This is a genomic window from Streptomyces sp. NPDC001380 (genome assembly GCF_042895785.1).
Classification (GTDB): Bacteria; Actinomycetota; Actinomycetes; order Streptomycetales; family Streptomycetaceae; genus Peterkaempfera.
The window spans coordinates 106656-124006 of the sequence record NZ_JBIAWP010000007.1; the positions used below are offsets into that span (position 1 = coordinate 106656).

The 17351-nt window shown below is 77.8% G+C and carries 11 protein-coding genes; 5 read left to right on the forward strand and 6 right to left on the reverse strand.

The window, feature by feature from the left end; translation table 11 throughout:
* Window positions 1-110: 110 nt before the first annotated feature.
* The 3 genes from ACFY07_RS11055 to ACFY07_RS11065 form a co-directional block, all read right to left on the reverse strand.
* The gene (locus ACFY07_RS11055) at window positions 111-2516 is read right to left on the reverse strand and encodes an EAL domain-containing protein (protein WP_390868391.1); all 2406 of its coding nucleotides are present in this window, start codon (window positions 2514-2516) and stop codon (window positions 111-113) included.
* Window positions 2513-3313 (reverse strand): SAM-dependent methyltransferase, encoded by an 801-nt coding sequence (locus ACFY07_RS11060; protein ID WP_390868392.1) that lies wholly within the window; start codon window positions 3311-3313, stop codon window positions 2513-2515. The genes ACFY07_RS11055 and ACFY07_RS11060 overlap by 4 nt, the downstream gene beginning before the upstream one ends.
* Before the next feature lie 173 nt (window positions 3314-3486).
* Window positions 3487-5133, reverse strand: a complete 1647-nt coding sequence (locus ACFY07_RS11065; RefSeq protein WP_390868393.1) for a M4 family metallopeptidase — start codon at window positions 5131-5133, stop codon at window positions 3487-3489.
* Window positions 5134-5609: 476 nt separating this feature from the next.
* Between ACFY07_RS11065 and ACFY07_RS11070 the strand changes: the two genes are divergently transcribed.
* From ACFY07_RS11070 to ACFY07_RS11085, 4 genes are all read left to right on the forward strand, one after another.
* The gene (locus ACFY07_RS11070; protein ID WP_390868394.1) at window positions 5610-6605 is read left to right on the forward strand and encodes an NAD-dependent epimerase/dehydratase family protein; all 996 of its coding nucleotides are present in this window, start codon (window positions 5610-5612) and stop codon (window positions 6603-6605) included.
* Window positions 6606-6706: 101 nt separating this feature from the next.
* On the forward strand, window positions 6707-9115 hold the full coding sequence (locus tag ACFY07_RS11075; protein WP_390868396.1) for a germacradienol/geosmin synthase: 2409 nt from the start codon (window positions 6707-6709) through the stop codon (window positions 9113-9115).
* 72 nt (window positions 9116-9187) lie between these two features.
* Window positions 9188-9997, forward strand: a complete 810-nt coding sequence (locus tag ACFY07_RS11080; protein ID WP_390868507.1) for an ABC transporter permease — start codon at window positions 9188-9190, stop codon at window positions 9995-9997.
* A gap of 226 nt (window positions 9998-10223) precedes the next feature.
* Entirely contained in the window at window positions 10224-10808 is a 585-nt protein-coding gene (locus tag ACFY07_RS11085) for a TMEM165/GDT1 family protein (RefSeq protein ID WP_230649626.1), read from the forward strand.
* Between the two features lie 150 nt (window positions 10809-10958).
* Here the strand turns inward: ACFY07_RS11085 and ACFY07_RS11090 are convergent, their stop codons facing one another.
* Window positions 10959-11564, reverse strand: coding sequence for a hypothetical protein (locus ACFY07_RS11090; RefSeq protein WP_390868397.1), 606 nt, complete (start codon window positions 11562-11564; stop codon window positions 10959-10961).
* Between the two features lie 308 nt (window positions 11565-11872).
* Window positions 11873-12913, reverse strand: a complete 1041-nt coding sequence (locus ACFY07_RS11095; protein WP_390868398.1) for a peptidoglycan-binding protein — start codon at window positions 12911-12913, stop codon at window positions 11873-11875.
* 396 nt (window positions 12914-13309) lie between these two features.
* On the opposite strand from ACFY07_RS11095, the gene ACFY07_RS11100 reads away from it, so the two are divergent.
* Complete coding sequence (locus ACFY07_RS11100) at window positions 13310-15481, forward strand: DHA2 family efflux MFS transporter permease subunit (RefSeq protein WP_390868399.1); 2172 nt, start codon at window positions 13310-13312, stop codon at window positions 15479-15481.
* 71 nt (window positions 15482-15552) lie between these two features.
* Here ACFY07_RS11100 and ACFY07_RS11105 read toward each other — a convergent pair whose 3' ends face one another.
* On the reverse strand, window positions 15553-16368 hold the full coding sequence (locus tag ACFY07_RS11105; RefSeq protein ID WP_390868400.1) for a class I SAM-dependent methyltransferase: 816 nt from the start codon (window positions 16366-16368) through the stop codon (window positions 15553-15555).
* Window positions 16369-17351 lie beyond the last annotated feature (983 nt).

The window sequence follows — 17351 nt, forward strand, 5'->3', positions numbered from 1 at the left end:
CCCGCCGTACCCTGCCCGCCGTCCGCTGCCCTCCGGGCCTGCGCCCCCGGCCGCGGGCCCGTGCCGCCCCGGGCCGCGGCGGACGCGGCCCCCCGCCCCGGGGGGCGGGGTCACGGCGGCGGGCCGACCGCCGTCGGCGCCGCCGGGCCCGTCGCGGTGAGGGCCGCCCGCGCCGCGACGAGCCCGGCGGCCCTCTCGGGGAACGCCTCGGCGGACCCCGGACGGCCGTAGAGCCAGCCCTGGGCGGTGTCGCAGCCCAGGCTGCGCAGCCGGTCCGCCTGCTCCGCCGTCTCGACGCCCTCCGCCGTCACGGTGAGGCCCAGCGCCCGGGCCAGGGAGACCAGGGCGGTGAGGATCTTCTCGGCCGTCGGGTCGGGCACCCCGGGACCGGCGAGGTCGCCGACGAGCGACCGGTCGATCTTGAGGCCGTGGACCGGCAGCCGCCGCAGGTGGGAGAAGTTGGAGTAGCCGGTGCCGAAGTCGTCCAGGGCGACGGCGACGCCGTGGTCGGTGAGGCGGCGCAGGGCGTGCAGGGCCTGGTCGTCGGCGCCGATCAGCGCGTTCTCGGTGACCTCCAGGCAGAGCGCCTCCGGCTCCAGCCCGGCCTCCTTGAGGATCCGCAGCACGTCGTGCACCAGCTCGGGCGAACGCGCCTGCTGCGGCGCCAGGTTGACGTTGATGCGCAGCGGCGTGCCGGGCAGCGCCCGCTGCCAGGCACGGGCCTGCCGGCAGGCAGTCTCCAGCACCCAGCGGCCCAGCGGCACGATCAGCCCGGTCTGCTCGGCCAGCGGCACGAAGCTGTCGGGGCCGAGGGGGCCGTGCTGCGGGTGCCGCCACCGCACCAGGGCCTCGGCGCCCACCACGGCCCCGTCGGCCAGCGAGACCAGCGGCTGGTACTCCAGGAAGAACTCGCCGCGCTCCAGGGCCAGCGGCAGGTGGGTGCAGAGGGTGGAGCGGGCGATCTCCCGGGCGTGGCTGTCGGCGTCGTACAGGGCCCAGCGGCCGGCGCCCTCCGCCTTGGCCCGCAGCAGCGCGATGTCGGCGGCCTGCACCACCTCGGCGGGCTCCAGCGCGCCGGCCGCGCAGACGATGACGCCCGCGCCCACGGTGGGGGAGAGGGGGCGGCCCGCGACGTCGACGGGGTCGGCGAGGCAGCCGGTGAGCCGCCGCGCCAGGGCCACCATCTCCTCCTCGCCGTCCGGGTCGGGGACGAGGACGGTGAACTCGTCGCCGCCCATGCGGGCGACGGTCCGGCCCGGGTCGTCCACGCAGCGGCGGAACCGCTCGGCGACGGCGGTGAGGAGCTGGTCGCCCGCGCGGTGGCCCAGGCTGTCGTTGACGGCCTTGAAGCCGTCGAGGTCCAGGTAGCAGACGCCCACGCTGCGGACGGGGGAGCCGGGCGCCAGGGCGGTGTTCAGCCGCTCCAGGAAGAGCGTCCGGTTGGGCAGTCCCGTGAGCGGGTCGTGGGTGGCCTGGTGGTGGAGCCGGTCGTGCAGCATGCGGCGCTCGGTGATGTCCTCCATCATCGCCACCTGGTACTGCGGCAGGCCCCGGTCGTCGCGGATGAGGGAGACGGTGAGGTCGGTCCAGACGACGGAGCCGTCCTGCCGGAAGTAGGGCTTCTCGGCGCGGAAGTGGTCGCGGTCGCCGCGCACCGAGTCCCGGTACAGCTCCCACACGCCGTCGGTGTCGTCGGGGTGGACGAAGTCGTTGACGTTGAGCTGGGTGAGGTCCTCGGGGCTGGCTGCCAGCATGCGGGCGAGGGCGCCGTTGACGTCGGTGATGCGGCCCTGGAGGTCGGCGATGCCGATGCCGATGGCCGAGTCGCGGAAGAGGGCCTGGAAGCGCGCCTCGCTGGCGCGCAGCGCCTGCTCGGCGCGGACCTGCGCGGTGAGCGCGGCCCGGGAGATGGCCTCCTGCTCGCCCAGCGCCCGCTCCCGCAGCTCGCGGGCGTAGCCGGCCGCGAGGTGGTGCTGGAGGCGGGTGAGGCGGCTGCGGGCGGTGCCGGGCTCGCCGCCGAGGCCGGTCGGGCAGTACAGCAGCAGGTAGGACTCGATGACGTCGAGGCTCTGCGCGAGCGCCTGCGGGTCCGTGCAGTGGGCGCGGACCAGGGCGGCCCCGACCTCGCGGGCCGGCCAGGGGTGGAACGGGCGGGCGGAGAGCAGGGTGTGCAGGCGCGCGGCCAGCGGCTCCAGGTAGGCCTGGAGCTCGGCGCGGCTGAGCGAGGTGGTGGACACCGGGTAGAGGGCGCGGCACCACACGGCGGCGAAGCGGCCGACGGCGTCGCGGGCCTCCTGTCCGAGGGCGCCGAGGGGGTCGGGGGCGCCGAGGGGGCCGGGGACGCCGGGGGTGTCCGGCGGGCGGGGGGTGCCGGGCGCGGCCGGGCCGGGGGCGTGCTGTCCGGGGTGGCCCCGGCCGGGGCCGGCCGGGACCGGGGCGGCCGCCGTGCCCCGGCCGGCCGCCGGGCGGGGGCCCCGCGCGAGGGCGGGGTCCCCGGACGGGGTGGGACCGTTCACGGCTTGCGTCCCACTCCCACGTACCCGCTGAAGCGGCCCGGGTCGTCGCCGGCGGCCTGGGCGTTGTCGCCCCACTCGGCGATCAGCATCACGCCGGGGTCCGGTGTGAAGCCCTCGAAGAAGCGCTCCACCTGGGGCCGGGTCCGCATCACGAACGGGGTGCCGGCCCGCGCGTACAGCTCCTCGATGCGGGCCGACTCCTCCGGCCGGGTGTCCTGGCTGGCGTGGGAGAGCACCAGGACGCTGCCCGGTGCCAGCGCGTCGCGCAGCTCCGCCACCAGCGCGTACGGGTCCGCGGACTCCTCCACGAAGTGCAGCACGGCGACCAGCAGGAGGGCCACCGGCCGGTCGAGGTCGAGCAGGCCGCCCTCCTGGACCCGGGAGAGGATCTCCTTGGGCCGCAGCAGGTCCGCCTCGACCACGTCGGCCTGCGGCACGTCGGCGAGCAGCGCCTGGCTGTGGGCGACGGCCACCGGGTCGTGGTCGACGTAGACCACCCGGGAGTCCGCGGAGGCCTCCAGGGCGATCTCGTGGACGTTGCCGAAGGTCGGGATGCCGGAGCCGATGTCGAGGAACTGGGTGACGCCGGACGCCGCCGCGTGCCGCACCGCGTCGCGGATGAAGGCCCGGTTGGCCTGCATGATCTTCGGCAGGTCCGGCAGGATCTCCAGGGCCCGGCGCCCGGCCTCGCGGTCGACCTCGAAGTTGTGCGACCCGCCGAGGAAGAAGTCGTACATCCGGGCCGCGCTGGCCCTGGTGAGGTCGATCCCCTGCGGTGCCCAGGTCGGACGGTCCACTGACGCCACTCCACTCGCCGGTCGTCCGGAGGCGCCGCTGCCCCCGCTGCCGACGGCACGGTACCCCGAACGCCCCTGCGACACCCACACAAACGGAATCCCGATCGTGGATTTGGCGTGAACAGGACGAGCCCGGGGCAACGCCCCGGGCCCGCATCGCTGCTGACGAATGCTCAGTTCACGCCCACCGCGGACCAGGCCGCGGCGACCGCGTTGTACTCCGCGCTGCCCGCCCCGTAGAGGTCGGTGGCGGCCCTGAGGCTCGCCGTGCGGGCGCCCGCGTAGTTCGTGCCCGAGGTCATGTGGACCGTCAGCGCCCGGTACCAGATCTTCCCCAGCCGGTCGCGGCCGATGCCGGTGACGGTGGAGCCGTTGCAGGTGGGGCTGTCGTAGGCGACGCCGTTGACGGTCTTCGCCCCGCTGCCCTCGGCCAGCAGGTAGGCGAAGTGGTTGGCGACGCCGGAGGAGTAGTGGACGTCGAGGTTCCCCACGCCCGACGACCAGCAGTCGGCGGACTTGCCGTCCTTGGACGGCTTGTCCATGAAGCGCAGCGCGGCCTTGCCGAAGCCGGACTTCACGATCCGCTCGCCGATCAGGTAGTCGCCGCTGTCGGAGGAGTTGGCGGCGTACCACTCCACCAGCGTGCCGAAGATGTCGGAGGTGGCCTCGTTGAGGCCGCCCGACTCGCCGGAGTAGGTGAGCTTGGCGGTGCGCGAGGTGACGCCGTGGGACATCTCGTGCCCGGCCACGTCGAGGGCGACCAGCGGCCCGAAGGTGGTGCCGTCGCCGTCGCCGTAGGTCATGCAGAAGCAGCTGTCGTCCCAGAACGCGTTGTTGTACGCGCTGCCGTAGTGGACGCGGTTGTAGGAGCCCTTGCCGTCGCCCGCGATGCCGCTGCGGCCGTGGACGTTCTTGAAGTAGTCCCAGGTCTCGTCGGTGCCGTACTGGGCGTCGACGGCGGCGCTGGCGCGGTCGGCGGTGGTGCCGGTGCCCCAGTGGTTGTCGGCGTCGGTGAAGACGGTGGCGGGGGCCCGGGAGAAGCAGATGCCGAAGAAGCAGCTGTCGGTCCTGCCCGCCGCGTCGCCGGTGTAGGTGTTGCCGCGGGTGGCGTCCTTCAGCTGGTAGCTGCTGCCGGAGAGCGTGGTCTCCAGCGGCACGGTGCCGCTGTAGAGGGACGCGCCGTCGCCCGCCGCGGTCTCCAGGGCGTCCCAGGCGTCGATGCGGGCGCCGGTGCGGGCGTCGGTGAGCACCACCCGGGCGGCGGGGTTGCCCAGGCTGTCCAGCCCCACGGCGGTCGTCCGCCAGGCCAGGCGCGGCGCGCCGTGCAGGGCGTCCACCACCAGTTCCGGTTTCGCCTTGGCCTGCCGCAGGGCCCGGCCCCGCTCGGCGGCGCGCAGCGAGGCCACCGCGCCGTCGGCGGCGCGGGAGGGCGCCACGGCCGGCGTGGTCGTCGGGACGGCCAGGTCGGAGCGGGCGGCCCGGTCGGCGCCCGCGTACGCCCCGCCGGGGGCCAGGTGCACCACGAGGTCGCCGCCGAGCACCGGCAGGCCGCGGTAGGTGCGGTCGTAGCGCACGTGCTGGGCGCCGTCCGCGTCGACGACGACGTCCCGCACGGTCCGGCCCTGGGCCGCGGTGACGCCGAGGGCGCGGGCGTGGGCGGTGACGGCGGCGTCGGCCCCGGCCACGGCGGAGGCCCGGGAGGGGTGCGGCCGGCCGGCTGCGGCGGCGGTGGCCGCCGTGGGCAGCAGCGCGGCGGTGACGGCGGCGGCGGTGACCGCTGCGGATAGCGCGGTGGCGGTGAGCCGGGTGGTGGGCTGCATCGTGCTCCTCGGTTGGCTGCGGGCCCGGACGGGCATGCAAGGCAGCACCCGTGCGGTGGTCCGTCACGGGTCGGGCGGGTGGAGCGGATGGGGCTGGGCAAGGATTATGTGTTCATGACACTTCGGTGTCCAGAGTGCGTCGCCCACTCGGACGGGCGGGTGCGGCGGGGGCGGCCGGCGCCGCCACGGGCGGCCCGCACCCCCGCGCTCCCGCACCCCCGCGCTCCCGCACCCCCGCGCTCCCGCACCCCCGCACCCCCGCACCCCCGCGCTCCCGCACCCCCGCGCTCCCGCGCTCCCGCGCTCCCGCACCCCCGCGCTCCCGCACCCCCGCGCTCCCGCACCCCCGCGCTCCCGCACCCCCGCACCCCCGCGCTCCCGCACCCCCGCGCCACCCGGCCGTCCGGACGGCCCCGGCGGCCCCGCCCCGAACGGCATGATGGGCCCCGTCGGAGCGGAGCGGCCGGGGGGTTGCGGTGGGCGGTTCGGTACTGGTCACGGGGGCGTACGGATTCGTCGGCTCGGCGGTGGTCCACCGGCTCGCCGAGGACGGGCACGAGGTCGTCGCCCTGACGGGACGTCCGCCCGGCACCGCCCTGCCGCCGCTCCCCGCCGCCCGCACCGTCCACGCCGACGTGCGGGACGCGGACGCCCTGCGCCGCGCGCTGCGCGGCGTGGACGCCGTCTGCCACCTCGCGGCCCTCACCCGGGTCCGCGAGTCCTTCGAGCGGCCCGCCGACTACCGCGCCGTCAACGCCGGCGGCACCCGGGCCCTGCTGGCCGCCTCCGACGGCCCGCTGCGGCTGGTCCTCGCCTCCACCGCCGCCGTCTACGGCACCCCCGACCGGCAGCCGGTGGCGGAGGACGCCCCGCTGCGCCCCGACAACCCGTACGGCGCCTCCAAGGCCGAGGCCGAGCAGGCCGTGCGCGACGCCGTCGCGGACGGCCGCGCGGGCGCGGTGGTGCTGCGGACGTTCAACGTCTCGGGCGCCGTCGCCGGGCGCGGCGACGCCGACGGCAGCCGGGTCGTCCCCCGCGCGCTGGCGGTCGCCGCCGGCCGCGCCGACCGCCTGGAGGTGCCCGGGGAGGGCACCGCCGTCCGGGACTTCGTCCACGTCGCCGACGTGGCCCGGGCCTGCGCGGCGGCCCTCGCGGCCTGCCGCCCCGGCCGCGCCGAGGTGTGCAATGTCGGCGCCACCGCCGCCTCGGTCGCGGACGTGGTCGCCGCCGTCGAGCGGGTGACCGGGCTGCCGGTACCGGTGAGGCGGCTGCCGCCCCGCCGGGAGGCGCCCGTGCTGCTCGCCGACACGGCCCGCATCCGCCGCGTGCTGGGCTGGCGGCCGGTCCGCTCCGGCCTGGACGCCATGGTCGCCGACGCGTGGGCGGCCGTCCGCGGCCCCGTGGGCCGGGACCCCGGGTCCCGCGGCCCCGCACCCCGCGACCCCGGGTTCCATGCCTCCGGCGGCCGATGACCACCCTTTCCGGTGGCGGGGGAGGCGTTCCGTCCGCTTTCCGGACGGAGAGGGCCTAGCGTCCCGTACGACCACCGACCCGAGGGAGAGTCGAGGCACGGATGTCGCAGCCCTTCAGGCTTCCGCAGTTCTACGAGCCCCACCCCGCACGGTTGAACCCCCACCTGGGGACCGCCCGCGTCCACTCCAAGGCGTGGGCCCGCACGATGGGCATGGTCGAGGGCTCCGGGGTGTGGGACGAGGACGACCTCGACTCCCACGACTACGCCCTGCTGTGCGCGTACACCCACCCCGACGCGCCCGCCGACGCCCTGGACCTGGTGACGGACTGGTACGTGTGGGTCTTCTTCTTCGACGACCACTTCCTGGAGAGCTTCAAGCGCACCCGCGACCTCGACGGCGCCCGCGCGTACCTCGACCGGCTGCCCGCCTTCATGCCCGAGCAGCCCGGAGGGGAGCCCCCGGTGCCGGAGAACGCCGTCGAGCGCGGCCTCGCCGACCTGTGGGCGCGCACCGTGCCCGCCATGACCGGGGGGTGGCGGCGCCGCTTCGCCGAGGCCACCCGCCACCTGCTGGACGAGTCGCTCTGGGAGCTGGCCAACATCGACGCCGGCCGCGTCGCCAACCCGCTGGAGTACGTCGAGATGCGCCGCAAGGTCGGCGGCGCGCCCTGGTCCGCCGGGCTCGTCGAGTACGCCGTGGGCGCCGAGGTGCCCGACGCCGTCGCCGGCAGCCGCCCGCTGCGGGTGCTGCGGGACGCCTTCTCCGACGGCGTCCACCTCCGCAACGACCTCTTCTCCTACCAGCGGGAGATCGAGGAGGAGGGCGAGCTCTCCAACGGGGTGCTGGTCTTCGAGCGGTTCCTCGGCTGCACCACCCAGGAGGCCGCCGACGCCGTCAACGACCTGGTCACCTCCCGGCTGCAGCAGTTCGAGCACACCGTCCTCACCGAGCTCGGCCCGCTCTTCGCCGAGCACGCGCTCGACCCGGCGTCCTGCGCGGCGGTCCTCGCCTACGCCAAGGGCCTCCAGGACTGGCAGGCGGGCGGCCACGAGTGGCACCTGCGCTCCAGCCGCTACATGAACGGCGCGGCGGACGGCTCCGGACCGCCGCCGGGCCCCGCCCTCCCGTCCGGCCCGTCCGGCCTCGCGCTCCCCTCCGGCCCGCCCGGCCTGGGCACCTCCGCCGCCCGGGCCGCCGCCTCCCTCGCCGCCTCCCTCCCGAAACGGCTCGCCCGCCACGCCCGCCCGACACACCGGCCCGTCGGCCCGGTCCGCGTCCCCGACCTCCACATGCCGTTCACCACCACCCTCAGCCCGCACCTGGACGCCTCGCGCGAGAACGTCGTGGTCTGGGCCCGGGGCATCGGCATGCTCGCCGCCGTCCCCGGCGTGCCGCACTCCGGCGTCTGGGACGAGGAGCGGCTGCGCGCGGCCGACTTCGCCCTCTGCTCCGCGGGCATCCACCCCGACGCCTCCCCGGAGCAGCTCGACCTGACGACGGGCTGGCTCACCTGGGGCACCTACGGCGACGACTACTACCCGGCCGTCTACGGCCGCACCGGGGACCTGGCCGGCGCCAGGGCGTGCACCGAGCGCCTGGCCGCCTTCATGCCGGTCGGCGGCGAGCCCGCGCCGCCCCCCGCCACCCCGCTGGAGGCCGGGCTGGCGGACCTGTGGCGGCGCACCGCCGGGCCGATGGACCCGGACGCCCGCCGCCGCTTCCGCACCACGGTCGAGGACATGACCGGCAGTTGGCTCTGGGAGCTCGCCAACCAGGCCCACCACCGCGTCCCCGACCCCGTCGACTACATCGAGATGCGCCGGATGACCTTCGGCGCCGACCTCACCATGAGCCTGTCCCGCCTCTCCCGCGGCAGGTCGCTGCCGGAGGAGGTCCACCGCTCCCGTGCCGTGCAGGCGATGGAGCGCGCGGCCTCCGACTACGCCGCGCTCATCAACGACCTGTACTCCTACCGCAAGGAGATCGAGTTCGAGGGCGAGGTCCACAACGCCGTCCTCGTCGTCCAGGACTTCTTCTCCTGCGGCCTGCCCGAGGCCCTGGACGTCGTCGCCGACCTGATGGCCTCCCGGATGCGGGAGTTCGAGCACGTGGTCTCCACCGGGCTGCCCGCCCTGGCCGAGGAGCACCGCCTCGACGCCGGGGCCCGGGCCGTCCTCACCGGCTACGCCGAGGAGCTGGAGCACTGGATGGCGGGCATCCTCGTCTGGCACCGCGGCTGCCGCCGGTACGACGAGGACGAGGTGCGCCGCGCCGCGGGCATGCCCGCCGGGGCCCCCGGCCCGCTCGCCCCCGCCGGCCCGCTCGCCCCCGCCGGCCCGCTCGCCCCCGCCGGCCCGCCCGGCCACCCGGCGGTGCCCGCCCCGGCCGTGCCCGGCCGCGCCGCGCCGCACGGCTCCTTCGCCGCCCTCGCGGGACCGACCGGGCTCGGCACCGCCGCCGCCCGTGCCGTCCCCCGGCTCCGGACGGCCGGACGCACCCGGGCGTGAGGGCCGGACCGCGGCCGGGCGTGCCCCGGGACCCATGATGGGACCGTGACAGGAGCGGCGGCAGCGGCGGTGGTGGCGGCGACGGGCCCGGGGGCCGGGGCACGGGCGGCGGCGGGCGGCTCCTCGCTCCTGCCGGTGACCCCGGCCCTGGGCGCGGCGGTGGCGCTGCTCCTGGCGGCCGGGGTCGCGGTCGCGGGCTGGGGGCGGCTCGGCCACGGCCGGGCGGTGCTGCGGGCCGGGCTGCGGGCGGCCGTGCAGCTGGCCGCCGTCGCCGCCGTGATCGGGTGGGTCGTCCGCTCCCTGCCGCTGTCGCTGCTCTTCGTCCTGCTGATGTTCACGGTGGCGGTGCGCACCGCCGGCCGCCGGATGACGGCCGGACCCGACTGGTGGTGGGCGGCGGCCCCGATCGCCGCGGGCACCGTCCCGGCCCTGCTGCTGCTCGTCGGGGGCGGCCTGGTCCCGGCGAGGGGCATCTCGCTCATCCCGGTCGCCGGCATCCTCATCGGCGGCGCCCTCACCGCCACCTCGCTCTCCGGCCGCCGGGCGCTGGACGAGCTGGCCCAGCGCCGCGGCGAGGTGGAGGCCGCGCTCTCGCTGGGCCTCCCCGACCGGGACGCCCGGCTGGAGATCTGCCGCACCGCCGCCGCCACCTCCCTGGTCCCCGCGCTCGACCAGACCCGCACCGTGGGCCTGGTCACCCTGCCGGGCGCCTTCGTCGGCATGCTGCTCGGCGGGGCCTCCCCGGTGGCCGCGGGCGCGGTGCAGCTCCTCGTCCTGGTCGCGCTGCTCGCGGTGGAGGCGGCCGCCGTGGTCGTCGTGCTGGAGCTGGTGGGGAGGGGCCTGGTGTCCCGCGGGCCGGGGGACGCTCCGCCGGTCCGGTAGGGTGGGAGATGATCGAAGGGGAGTAGCCCTCCACCGGACCGTCGACACACTGGCCGCCGCGGCGGCCCGGCGCCCGGGGCATCCTGCGAACGCGGCGCGGTCCGCGGCGGCGGTGCCGGCGAGACCTTCGGCCGCAGTGCTGTACGCCCAGCGCTGCCGTGCCGAAGCGACCCCCGAGGGACCTCCGGTGCGGGAGCCCGAACCGACGAGGAAAGACCCCCACCCGATGAGCATCACCGTCGCCGCGATCACCTTCGGCATCATCTTCCTGGCGGAACTGCCGGACAAGACCGCCCTGGCCAGCCTGGTCCTGGGCACCCGCTACCGGGCGTCGTACGTCTTCGCCGGCATCGCCGCCGCCTTCGCCGTGCACGTCGCCCTCGCGGTCGCCGCGGGCAGCCTCCTCGCGCTGCTGCCGCACCGCTGGGTCGAGGGCGTGGTCGGCCTGCTCTTCCTCGGCGGCGCCGCCATGCTGCTCCTCCAGCGGGAGGAGGGCGAGGACGGCCACGCCGCCAAGGAGCCGTCGTCGACCGGCTTCTGGAAGGTCGCCGGGTCCGGCTTCCTGCTGGTGCTGGTCGCCGAGTTCGGCGACCTGACGCAGATCACCACCGCCAACCTCGCCGCCCGCTACGCCGACCCGCTCTCCGTCGCCCTCGGCTCCTGGCTGGCGCTGTGCGCGGTGGCGGGCGTCGCCATCGTCGGCGGCCAGAAGCTCATGAAGCACGTGCCGCTGCGGGTCATCACCCGGGTGGCGGCGGTGGTCATGCTGGTCATGGCGGCCGTCAGCATCGTCGGCGCGATCCGGGGCTGACCCCGTCGGCACCGGCCCCCGCCGCGGGCCCGCCGGACCGGTGCGGTCCCGGCGGGCCCCGGCCCCCGGGGGTGCGACCCACGGGGTCCGACCCCCGGGGTCAGGCCGTCCGGGCCGGGAGGTCCGGGCCGGGAGGTCAGGGCCGGGAGGTCAGGGCCCGGCCGTCCCCGGGGCGGCCGGGCCGCCGTCCGTCCGGACCTCCTGCAGCAGGCCCCAGGTGAAGTCGGCGACCGCCCCCCGGGCCGTCCCGTCCGCGTCCGGCGCCGTGAACGCCAGCCGCCACCGTCCCGGCGCCGTGCCCTCCATCGGCCGCGCCGGGGCGAACGCCGCCGCCACGTCCCCGACCGTGCAGGACCAGGGGGCCAGGTCCTCCAGGGTCCGCAGCGGGGGCGGGGCCGTACCGGGCGCCCGCACCAGCCACTCGTTGAACACCGCGCCGCCCGGCGCCAGCAGCACCTCGAAGCGCAGCTCCGGCCAGAGCGGCACCGGCCAGCGCAGGACCCGCAGCTCCAGGTCGCCCACCCGCCGCCGCCCCGCCGACTCCGGCGGCCCGAGGACCGCCCGGTAGCGGCGGTCGCCGCGCGGGAAGCCGCGGGAGCGGATCATGGCCTGCCAGCGCCGGTTGGCCTCCCGCATCGCCGTGCGGTCGGAGCCGAGCCGCAGGACCGCGTCCTCGACCTCGCCGGGCCGGAAGTCCGCCATCCTGCGGAGCAGCACGAGCTGGAACTCCAGGGGGCCGAAGCCGTCGATCGCCACGGCGTCCAGGATGCCGCGTGCCGCAGCCCCCGGCCCGCGCGCCCCGCCCGCGGCTCCCGCGCCCCGCCCGCGGCTCCCGCGCCCGGCCCCGGCCCGCGTGCCCGGCCCGCGTGCCCGGCCCCGGCCCGCGTGCCCGGCCCGCGTGCCCGGCCCCGGCCCGCGTGCCCGGCCCCCGGCCACCGGTCCGGCCCCAGGCCCGCGGGTCCTCCGCCCGCCGGGAGCGGTGCGGCGACGGGTGCGGGCGGACCGGTACGTGCGGGCCGGTACGGGCGCCCTGCGGGGGCGGGCCGGCGGCCGGCGGCGCCCGCTCAGGGGAAGGCGACCTCCAGCCGCTGCCGCGTGTTGGGCCCGTACACGCCCCGGGGGTCGCCCTGCACGCTGTACCAGACCTGGAACTGGGCGACGGCCTGGAAGGTCTTGTCGTCGTACCGGCCCGACGGCTTCCCGTGGTACGTCGACGCACGGGCCAGCCGCTGCTGGAGGTCGACCACCTCCGGCCCCTCCACGCCCATCGAGAGGGTGGGCGGCCCGGTGGGGGAGGCGCTGGGCGCCGGCGGCCCGGACGGGGCGGCACTCTGGGCGGCCGTCCGCCCCGGTGCCGGGGCGGAGGGGCTTCCCGGCCGTGCCGTGACGGAGACGGCCGGGGCGGCCGGGGCGGTGGAGGCGCTCGCGGTGGCCTTCGCGGGCGAGGCCGACGCCGTTGCGGTCTGCGATGCCCCGCCGGGGAGGGCCCTGGGCGAGGGGCGGCCGCGCCTCGGGGCGGGGGAGGCGGGGAGCGGCGTCGGGTTGCCGACCAGGGCGGACGCGGACGGGGAGGGCGCCGCGACCCGGTCCCCGCCGCCGTCGCCGCCCCCGGAGAGCGCCACGACGGTGCCCGCGACGGCCGCCACCGCCACCGCGCCCACGGCCACCGCTCCGCGCCGGCGCCGCCGCCGGTCCGCGGCCTGCCGCCCGGCCGCACGGGAGTAGGGCACGTGGGCGGGGGCGTCGGCGGTCTCCAGCGGGAACATCCCCAGGTCGCCCGGGGCCGGTCCGTCGGCCCCGGCCGGGTGCACCGCCACCGGGCCGGCCTGTCCCGCGTCCTGGGCACCGACCGCGGCGCCCGGCGCGCCCGGCGCGCCCTGCACGGCCGGTTCCGGCGTGAAGGGTCCGGGGGGCGGCACCGCGCCCTGCGGCGGCACGGGGCCCGCATCCGGACCGCCCGGCTGCTGCACGTACGGCCGCACCAGCGGCGGACCCTCGATCCGCGGCAGCACCGCCGTGTCGACCGCGTCGCCCGCGACCGGCGGACAGGCGCAGGGACCGGTGCCGCGCTCGGCACCGCACGCGGGGCAGCGCTGTCCTGACATCCGGCCGGTCCTCCTCGGGACGAACTGCGGTGGTGCCGGTCGGAGAGCGCGCAGGCGGCAGCCGGTCGGCGGGCGGGGACCGGCGGCGGACGGGGCGCGCCGTACGGGGACGGGTCGGCGCGCGAGGCCTCGGTCGCGCCCGATTATGCAGGATCACCGGCCGGTCGCACAGCGTGGACCGGGGGCCGGGGGCGGAGTGCCCGGATTGGACCTCCGGTGCCGCTTTGAATCGGGTCACGCCTGTTCGGTGACCGTACGGGGCCTTTCGCGCCCTCCCGCGGGCGGCTGCCCCCGAAAGGGCGAAACGGGGCACAACTGACAGAATGAACGGGCGGGGGCGGCGCCCGGACCCGGCTCCGGGCCCGGCACCGGGACCCGATGTTCCGAGGAGCTGGCATGGCGGACCACGAAGCCCGGCCCGACCGCAGGAGAGCCCGCGCCGGCACCGCCGCGCAGCGCTCCGGCGCACGACCCCCCGCCCCGGCCGCCGCGCCCCCCGGCGCGGACCCCCCCGGCGCAGACCCCTCCGGCGCGGGCCCCCGGAACGCACCGCACCCCGGCGCGCCCGCCCCCGGGCTGTGGTGGTCCATCGGCGCGCTGCTCCTCGCCATGCTCCTCGCCGCCCTCGACCAGACCATCGTCTCCACCGCGCTGCCCACCATCGCCGGGGACCTCGGCGGCCTCGACCACCTCTCCTGGGTGGTCACCGCCTACCTGCTGGCCGCCACCGCCGCGACCCCCCTGTGGGGCAAGCTCGGCGACATGTACGGGCGCAAGCGCCTCTTCCAGGGCTCCATCGCGGTGTTCCTGGCGGGCTCGGCGCTCTGCGGACTCGCCCAGGACATGGGCGGCCTCATCGCCTTCCGCGCCCTCCAGGGCCTGGGCGGCGGCGGCCTCATCGTCCTCACCCAGGCGATCGTCGGCGACCTCGTCCCGCCCCGGGAGCGCGGCCGCTACCAGGGCCTGTTCGGCGCCGTCTTCGGCGTCACCAGCGTCCTCGGCCCGCTCCTCGGCGGCCTCTTCGTCGACACCCTCGGCTGGCGCTGGGTCTTCTACGTCAACCTGCCCCTCGGCGTCGCCGCCCTCGCCGTCATCGCCGCCGTCCTGCCCCGCACCGGCACCACCCGGCGGCACACCGTCGACTACGCCGGGACCGCCCTGATCGCCGGGGCCGCCTCCTGCCTCGTGCTGGCGGCCTCCCTCGGCGGCACCGCCTGGCCGTGGGGCTCCTGGCAGACCGCCGCCCTGGGCGCGCTCGGGCTCGCGCTCGCGCTGCTCCTCGTCCGGGTCGAGCGGCGCGCCGCCGAGCCCGTCCTGCCCCCGCACCTCTTCCGCAGCCGGACCTTCACCCTCGCCGCGGCCATCTCCTTCGTCGTCGGCTTCGCGATGTTCGGCGCGCTGACCTTCCTGCCGACCTTCCTCCAGGTCGTCCACCAGGTCTCGCCGACCCTCTCCGGCCTGCACATGCTGCCCATGGTCCTCGGCATGCTGCTCACCTCCGTGGCCTCCGGCCAGATCGTCAGCCGCACCGGCCGCTACAAGGCGTTCCCCGTCGCGGGGACCGCCGTCACCGCCGTCGGCCTGCTGCTCCTCTCCCGCCTCACCGAGGACAGCGGCACCGCGGTGACGAGCCTGTCCTTCCTCGTCCTGGGCCTCGGCCTCGGCATGGTGATGCAGGTCCTCGTCCTGGTGGCGCAGAACTCCGTCGGCTACGAGGACCTGGGCGCGGCCACCGCCGGCGCCACCTTCTTCCGCTCGATCGGCGCGTCCTTCGGCGTCGCCGCCTTCGGCGCCGTCTTCTCCTCCGGCCTGCGGACCCGCCTGGCCGACGCCCTCGCCGGGGTGCCGCTGCCGCCCGGCACCGACGCCTCCGCCGCCACCCGCGACCCGCGGACCGTCGCCGCCCTGCCGCCCGCCGTGCAGGACGCCGTCCACCACGCCTACGCCGAGTCCATCACCCGGGTCTTCCTCTACGCGGTGCCGGTCGTCCTGGTCGCGTTCGTCCTCGCCTGCCTCCTGCAGGAGCAGCCCCTGCGCCGCGCCGTCACCACCCCCGACCTCGGCGAGGCGATCGGAGCCAACCCGGTCGAACGCTCCTCCGCCGACGAGACCGCCCGCGCCCTCACGGTCCTCGGCACCCGCGAGGCCCGCCACGACCTGTACCGGCGCATCACCGCCGACGCCGGCCTGGACCTCCGGCCGGCCTCCTCCTGGCTGCTCCTCATGATGCGCCGGTACGGCAGCGTGGCCCCCGGCGACGTCGCCGACCGCCGCGTCGTGCCCCGCCGCACCGTCGAGGACGCCGCCGTCGAGGTCGAGGCGCGCGGCCTCGCCGCCCGGGACGGCACCCTCGACATGCGCCTCACCCCGCAGGGCGAGGAGGTCGCCGACCGCCTCCTCGCCGCCCGCCGCGCCCGGCTCGCCGCCCTGCTCGGCGACTGGGACGAGACCCGCCACGCCGACCTCGCCGCCCTGCTCACCCGCCTCAGCCCCGACCTGTGCGGCGACGCCGACGACCTGCCCTGCCCGCCCGTCCACACCCCCTCCCGCCGCGGCGCGGCGGTCTGAGCACGCCCCGGGAGGCCGGGGGACGGGAGGCTGCGGGGCGGGAGTTCCGGGGGGACGGCAGGCCGGGCGGCTCAGCGGGCGCGGGCCAGGAAGAGGTCGGACACGCCCACGACGTCGATCCCGCCGCCGTGGGCGTCCAGCACCCCGGCGATCCCGGCCAGGGCGGACGCCCGCCGGTCCTCGGGCAGCATGCGGTACGCGGAGATCGAGGACAGGTACCCGACCCAGTGCTCCGTCCCGTACCGGTGCTCCTCGCGGAAGCGGACCGACCGCAGGCCGGTGAACCGCCCGTCGCGCCGGCACTCCTCCGCGGGCCAGCCGGTCCCCTCGGCCCAGGCCGCCTGTTCGTCCTCCCACGCGGACAGCGGGTCGCTGTGCGGGACGCGGTCGACCCCGTGGCGGGCGTCCACCTCGGCGAGCGCCGTCCGCAGCCCCTCGTCGCGCACGGCGCGGCCGTTCCAGAAGAGCGCCACCGCCCCGCCGGGCGCGAGCGCGGCGTGCGCCAGGTCCCAGCGCCGGTCCCGGTCCAGCCAGTGCCAGCACGCCGCCGCCGCCAGCAGCCCGTACCGGCGGCCGCCGGGCTCCCACTCCTCGAAGGCGCCCACCTCGACCCGCACCTGCGGGTACGGCGCGGTGGTGCGCGCCAGCACCTCCGCCATCCGCGGGTCGGGCTCCACGCACACCAGCGGCACGCCCCGCGCCGCGAACGCCGCCGCGGCCTTGCCGGTGCCCGCGCCGACCTCCACGGCCGGGCGGCCGCCGAGCGCCGCGTACGCGAGCACCTCGTCCACCAGCGCGTCCGGATAGCCGGGGCGGTAGGCGTCGTACACCTCCGCGACCTCGCCGAACACCCTGCTGCGCACCACGTCCCGCCGCTCCGCGTCCATGCCCGCTCCCGGTTCCTTGATCGCCCGGCGGCCACCCTACGGGCGCGGGCCGGCCGGGCGCAGTCCGTTTCCGGCCCTCCCCGGGTCCGTGACGCCGGCTCCGGGAGAGGCGCTACCCTCCCCGCCGTGGACGCGCCGCACCCGGCCCCGCCCGGCCCCGCCCCCCTGGTGCTGCTGGTCGGCGGCTGCTCGGGCATCGGCAAGACGAGCATCGCCCGGGCGCCGGCGACCGCCTACGGCATGCCCCTGGCCGAGGTCGACGACCTCGTCGAGGCCCTGCTGGCGATGACCACCCCGGAGCAGCCGCCCGACCTCCACCACGGGCGCACCCGCCCCGATGACGCCGGCGGGCCGCCCGGGCGCATCGCCGAGGTGCAGCTCAGGACCGCCCGCGCCCTCGCCCCGGCCCTCGCCGCCGTGGCCGCCAACCACGTGGCGACCGGCACGCCCGTCGTCGTCGAGGGCGACTACCTGCTGCCGTCCCTCGCGTCGCCCGCCGGACCGGTCCGCGGCGTCGTCGTCCACGAGGACGACGAGGACGGCCCCGTCGCCAACCACCTCGCCCGCGAGCCGGACGCCGGGCCGCAGCGCCACCGCGCCCGCGCCTCCCTCGCCTACGGGCGGCTGCTCGCCGCCGAGGCCGCCGCCGCGGGCGTCCCCGTCCTGTCCCCCCGCCCCTGGCACGACGCCCCCGCCCGCACCGCCGCCGCCCTCGGCCTCCCGCCCCTGTACCTGCCCGACGGTGCACGGTCCCCGGACGGCGGTCCCCGGGCGGCGGCCGCCGCCCGGGGCCGGTGCCCGTGCCGCCGCCGGACCGCGGAGGGGGCCGTGCCGCTTGTCTTCCGCGCCCCGGCCCGGAGGAGCCGGTGCGGAGGGAGACCCGGTGCGGAGGCAGGGCGGAGCCGCTCCGGAAGCCGCACGGGCCGCGGCCGCCCGCCCGGCTGCCGCCGTGCGCCGGGGCGCGTCCGCCGCGAGGGCTCCGC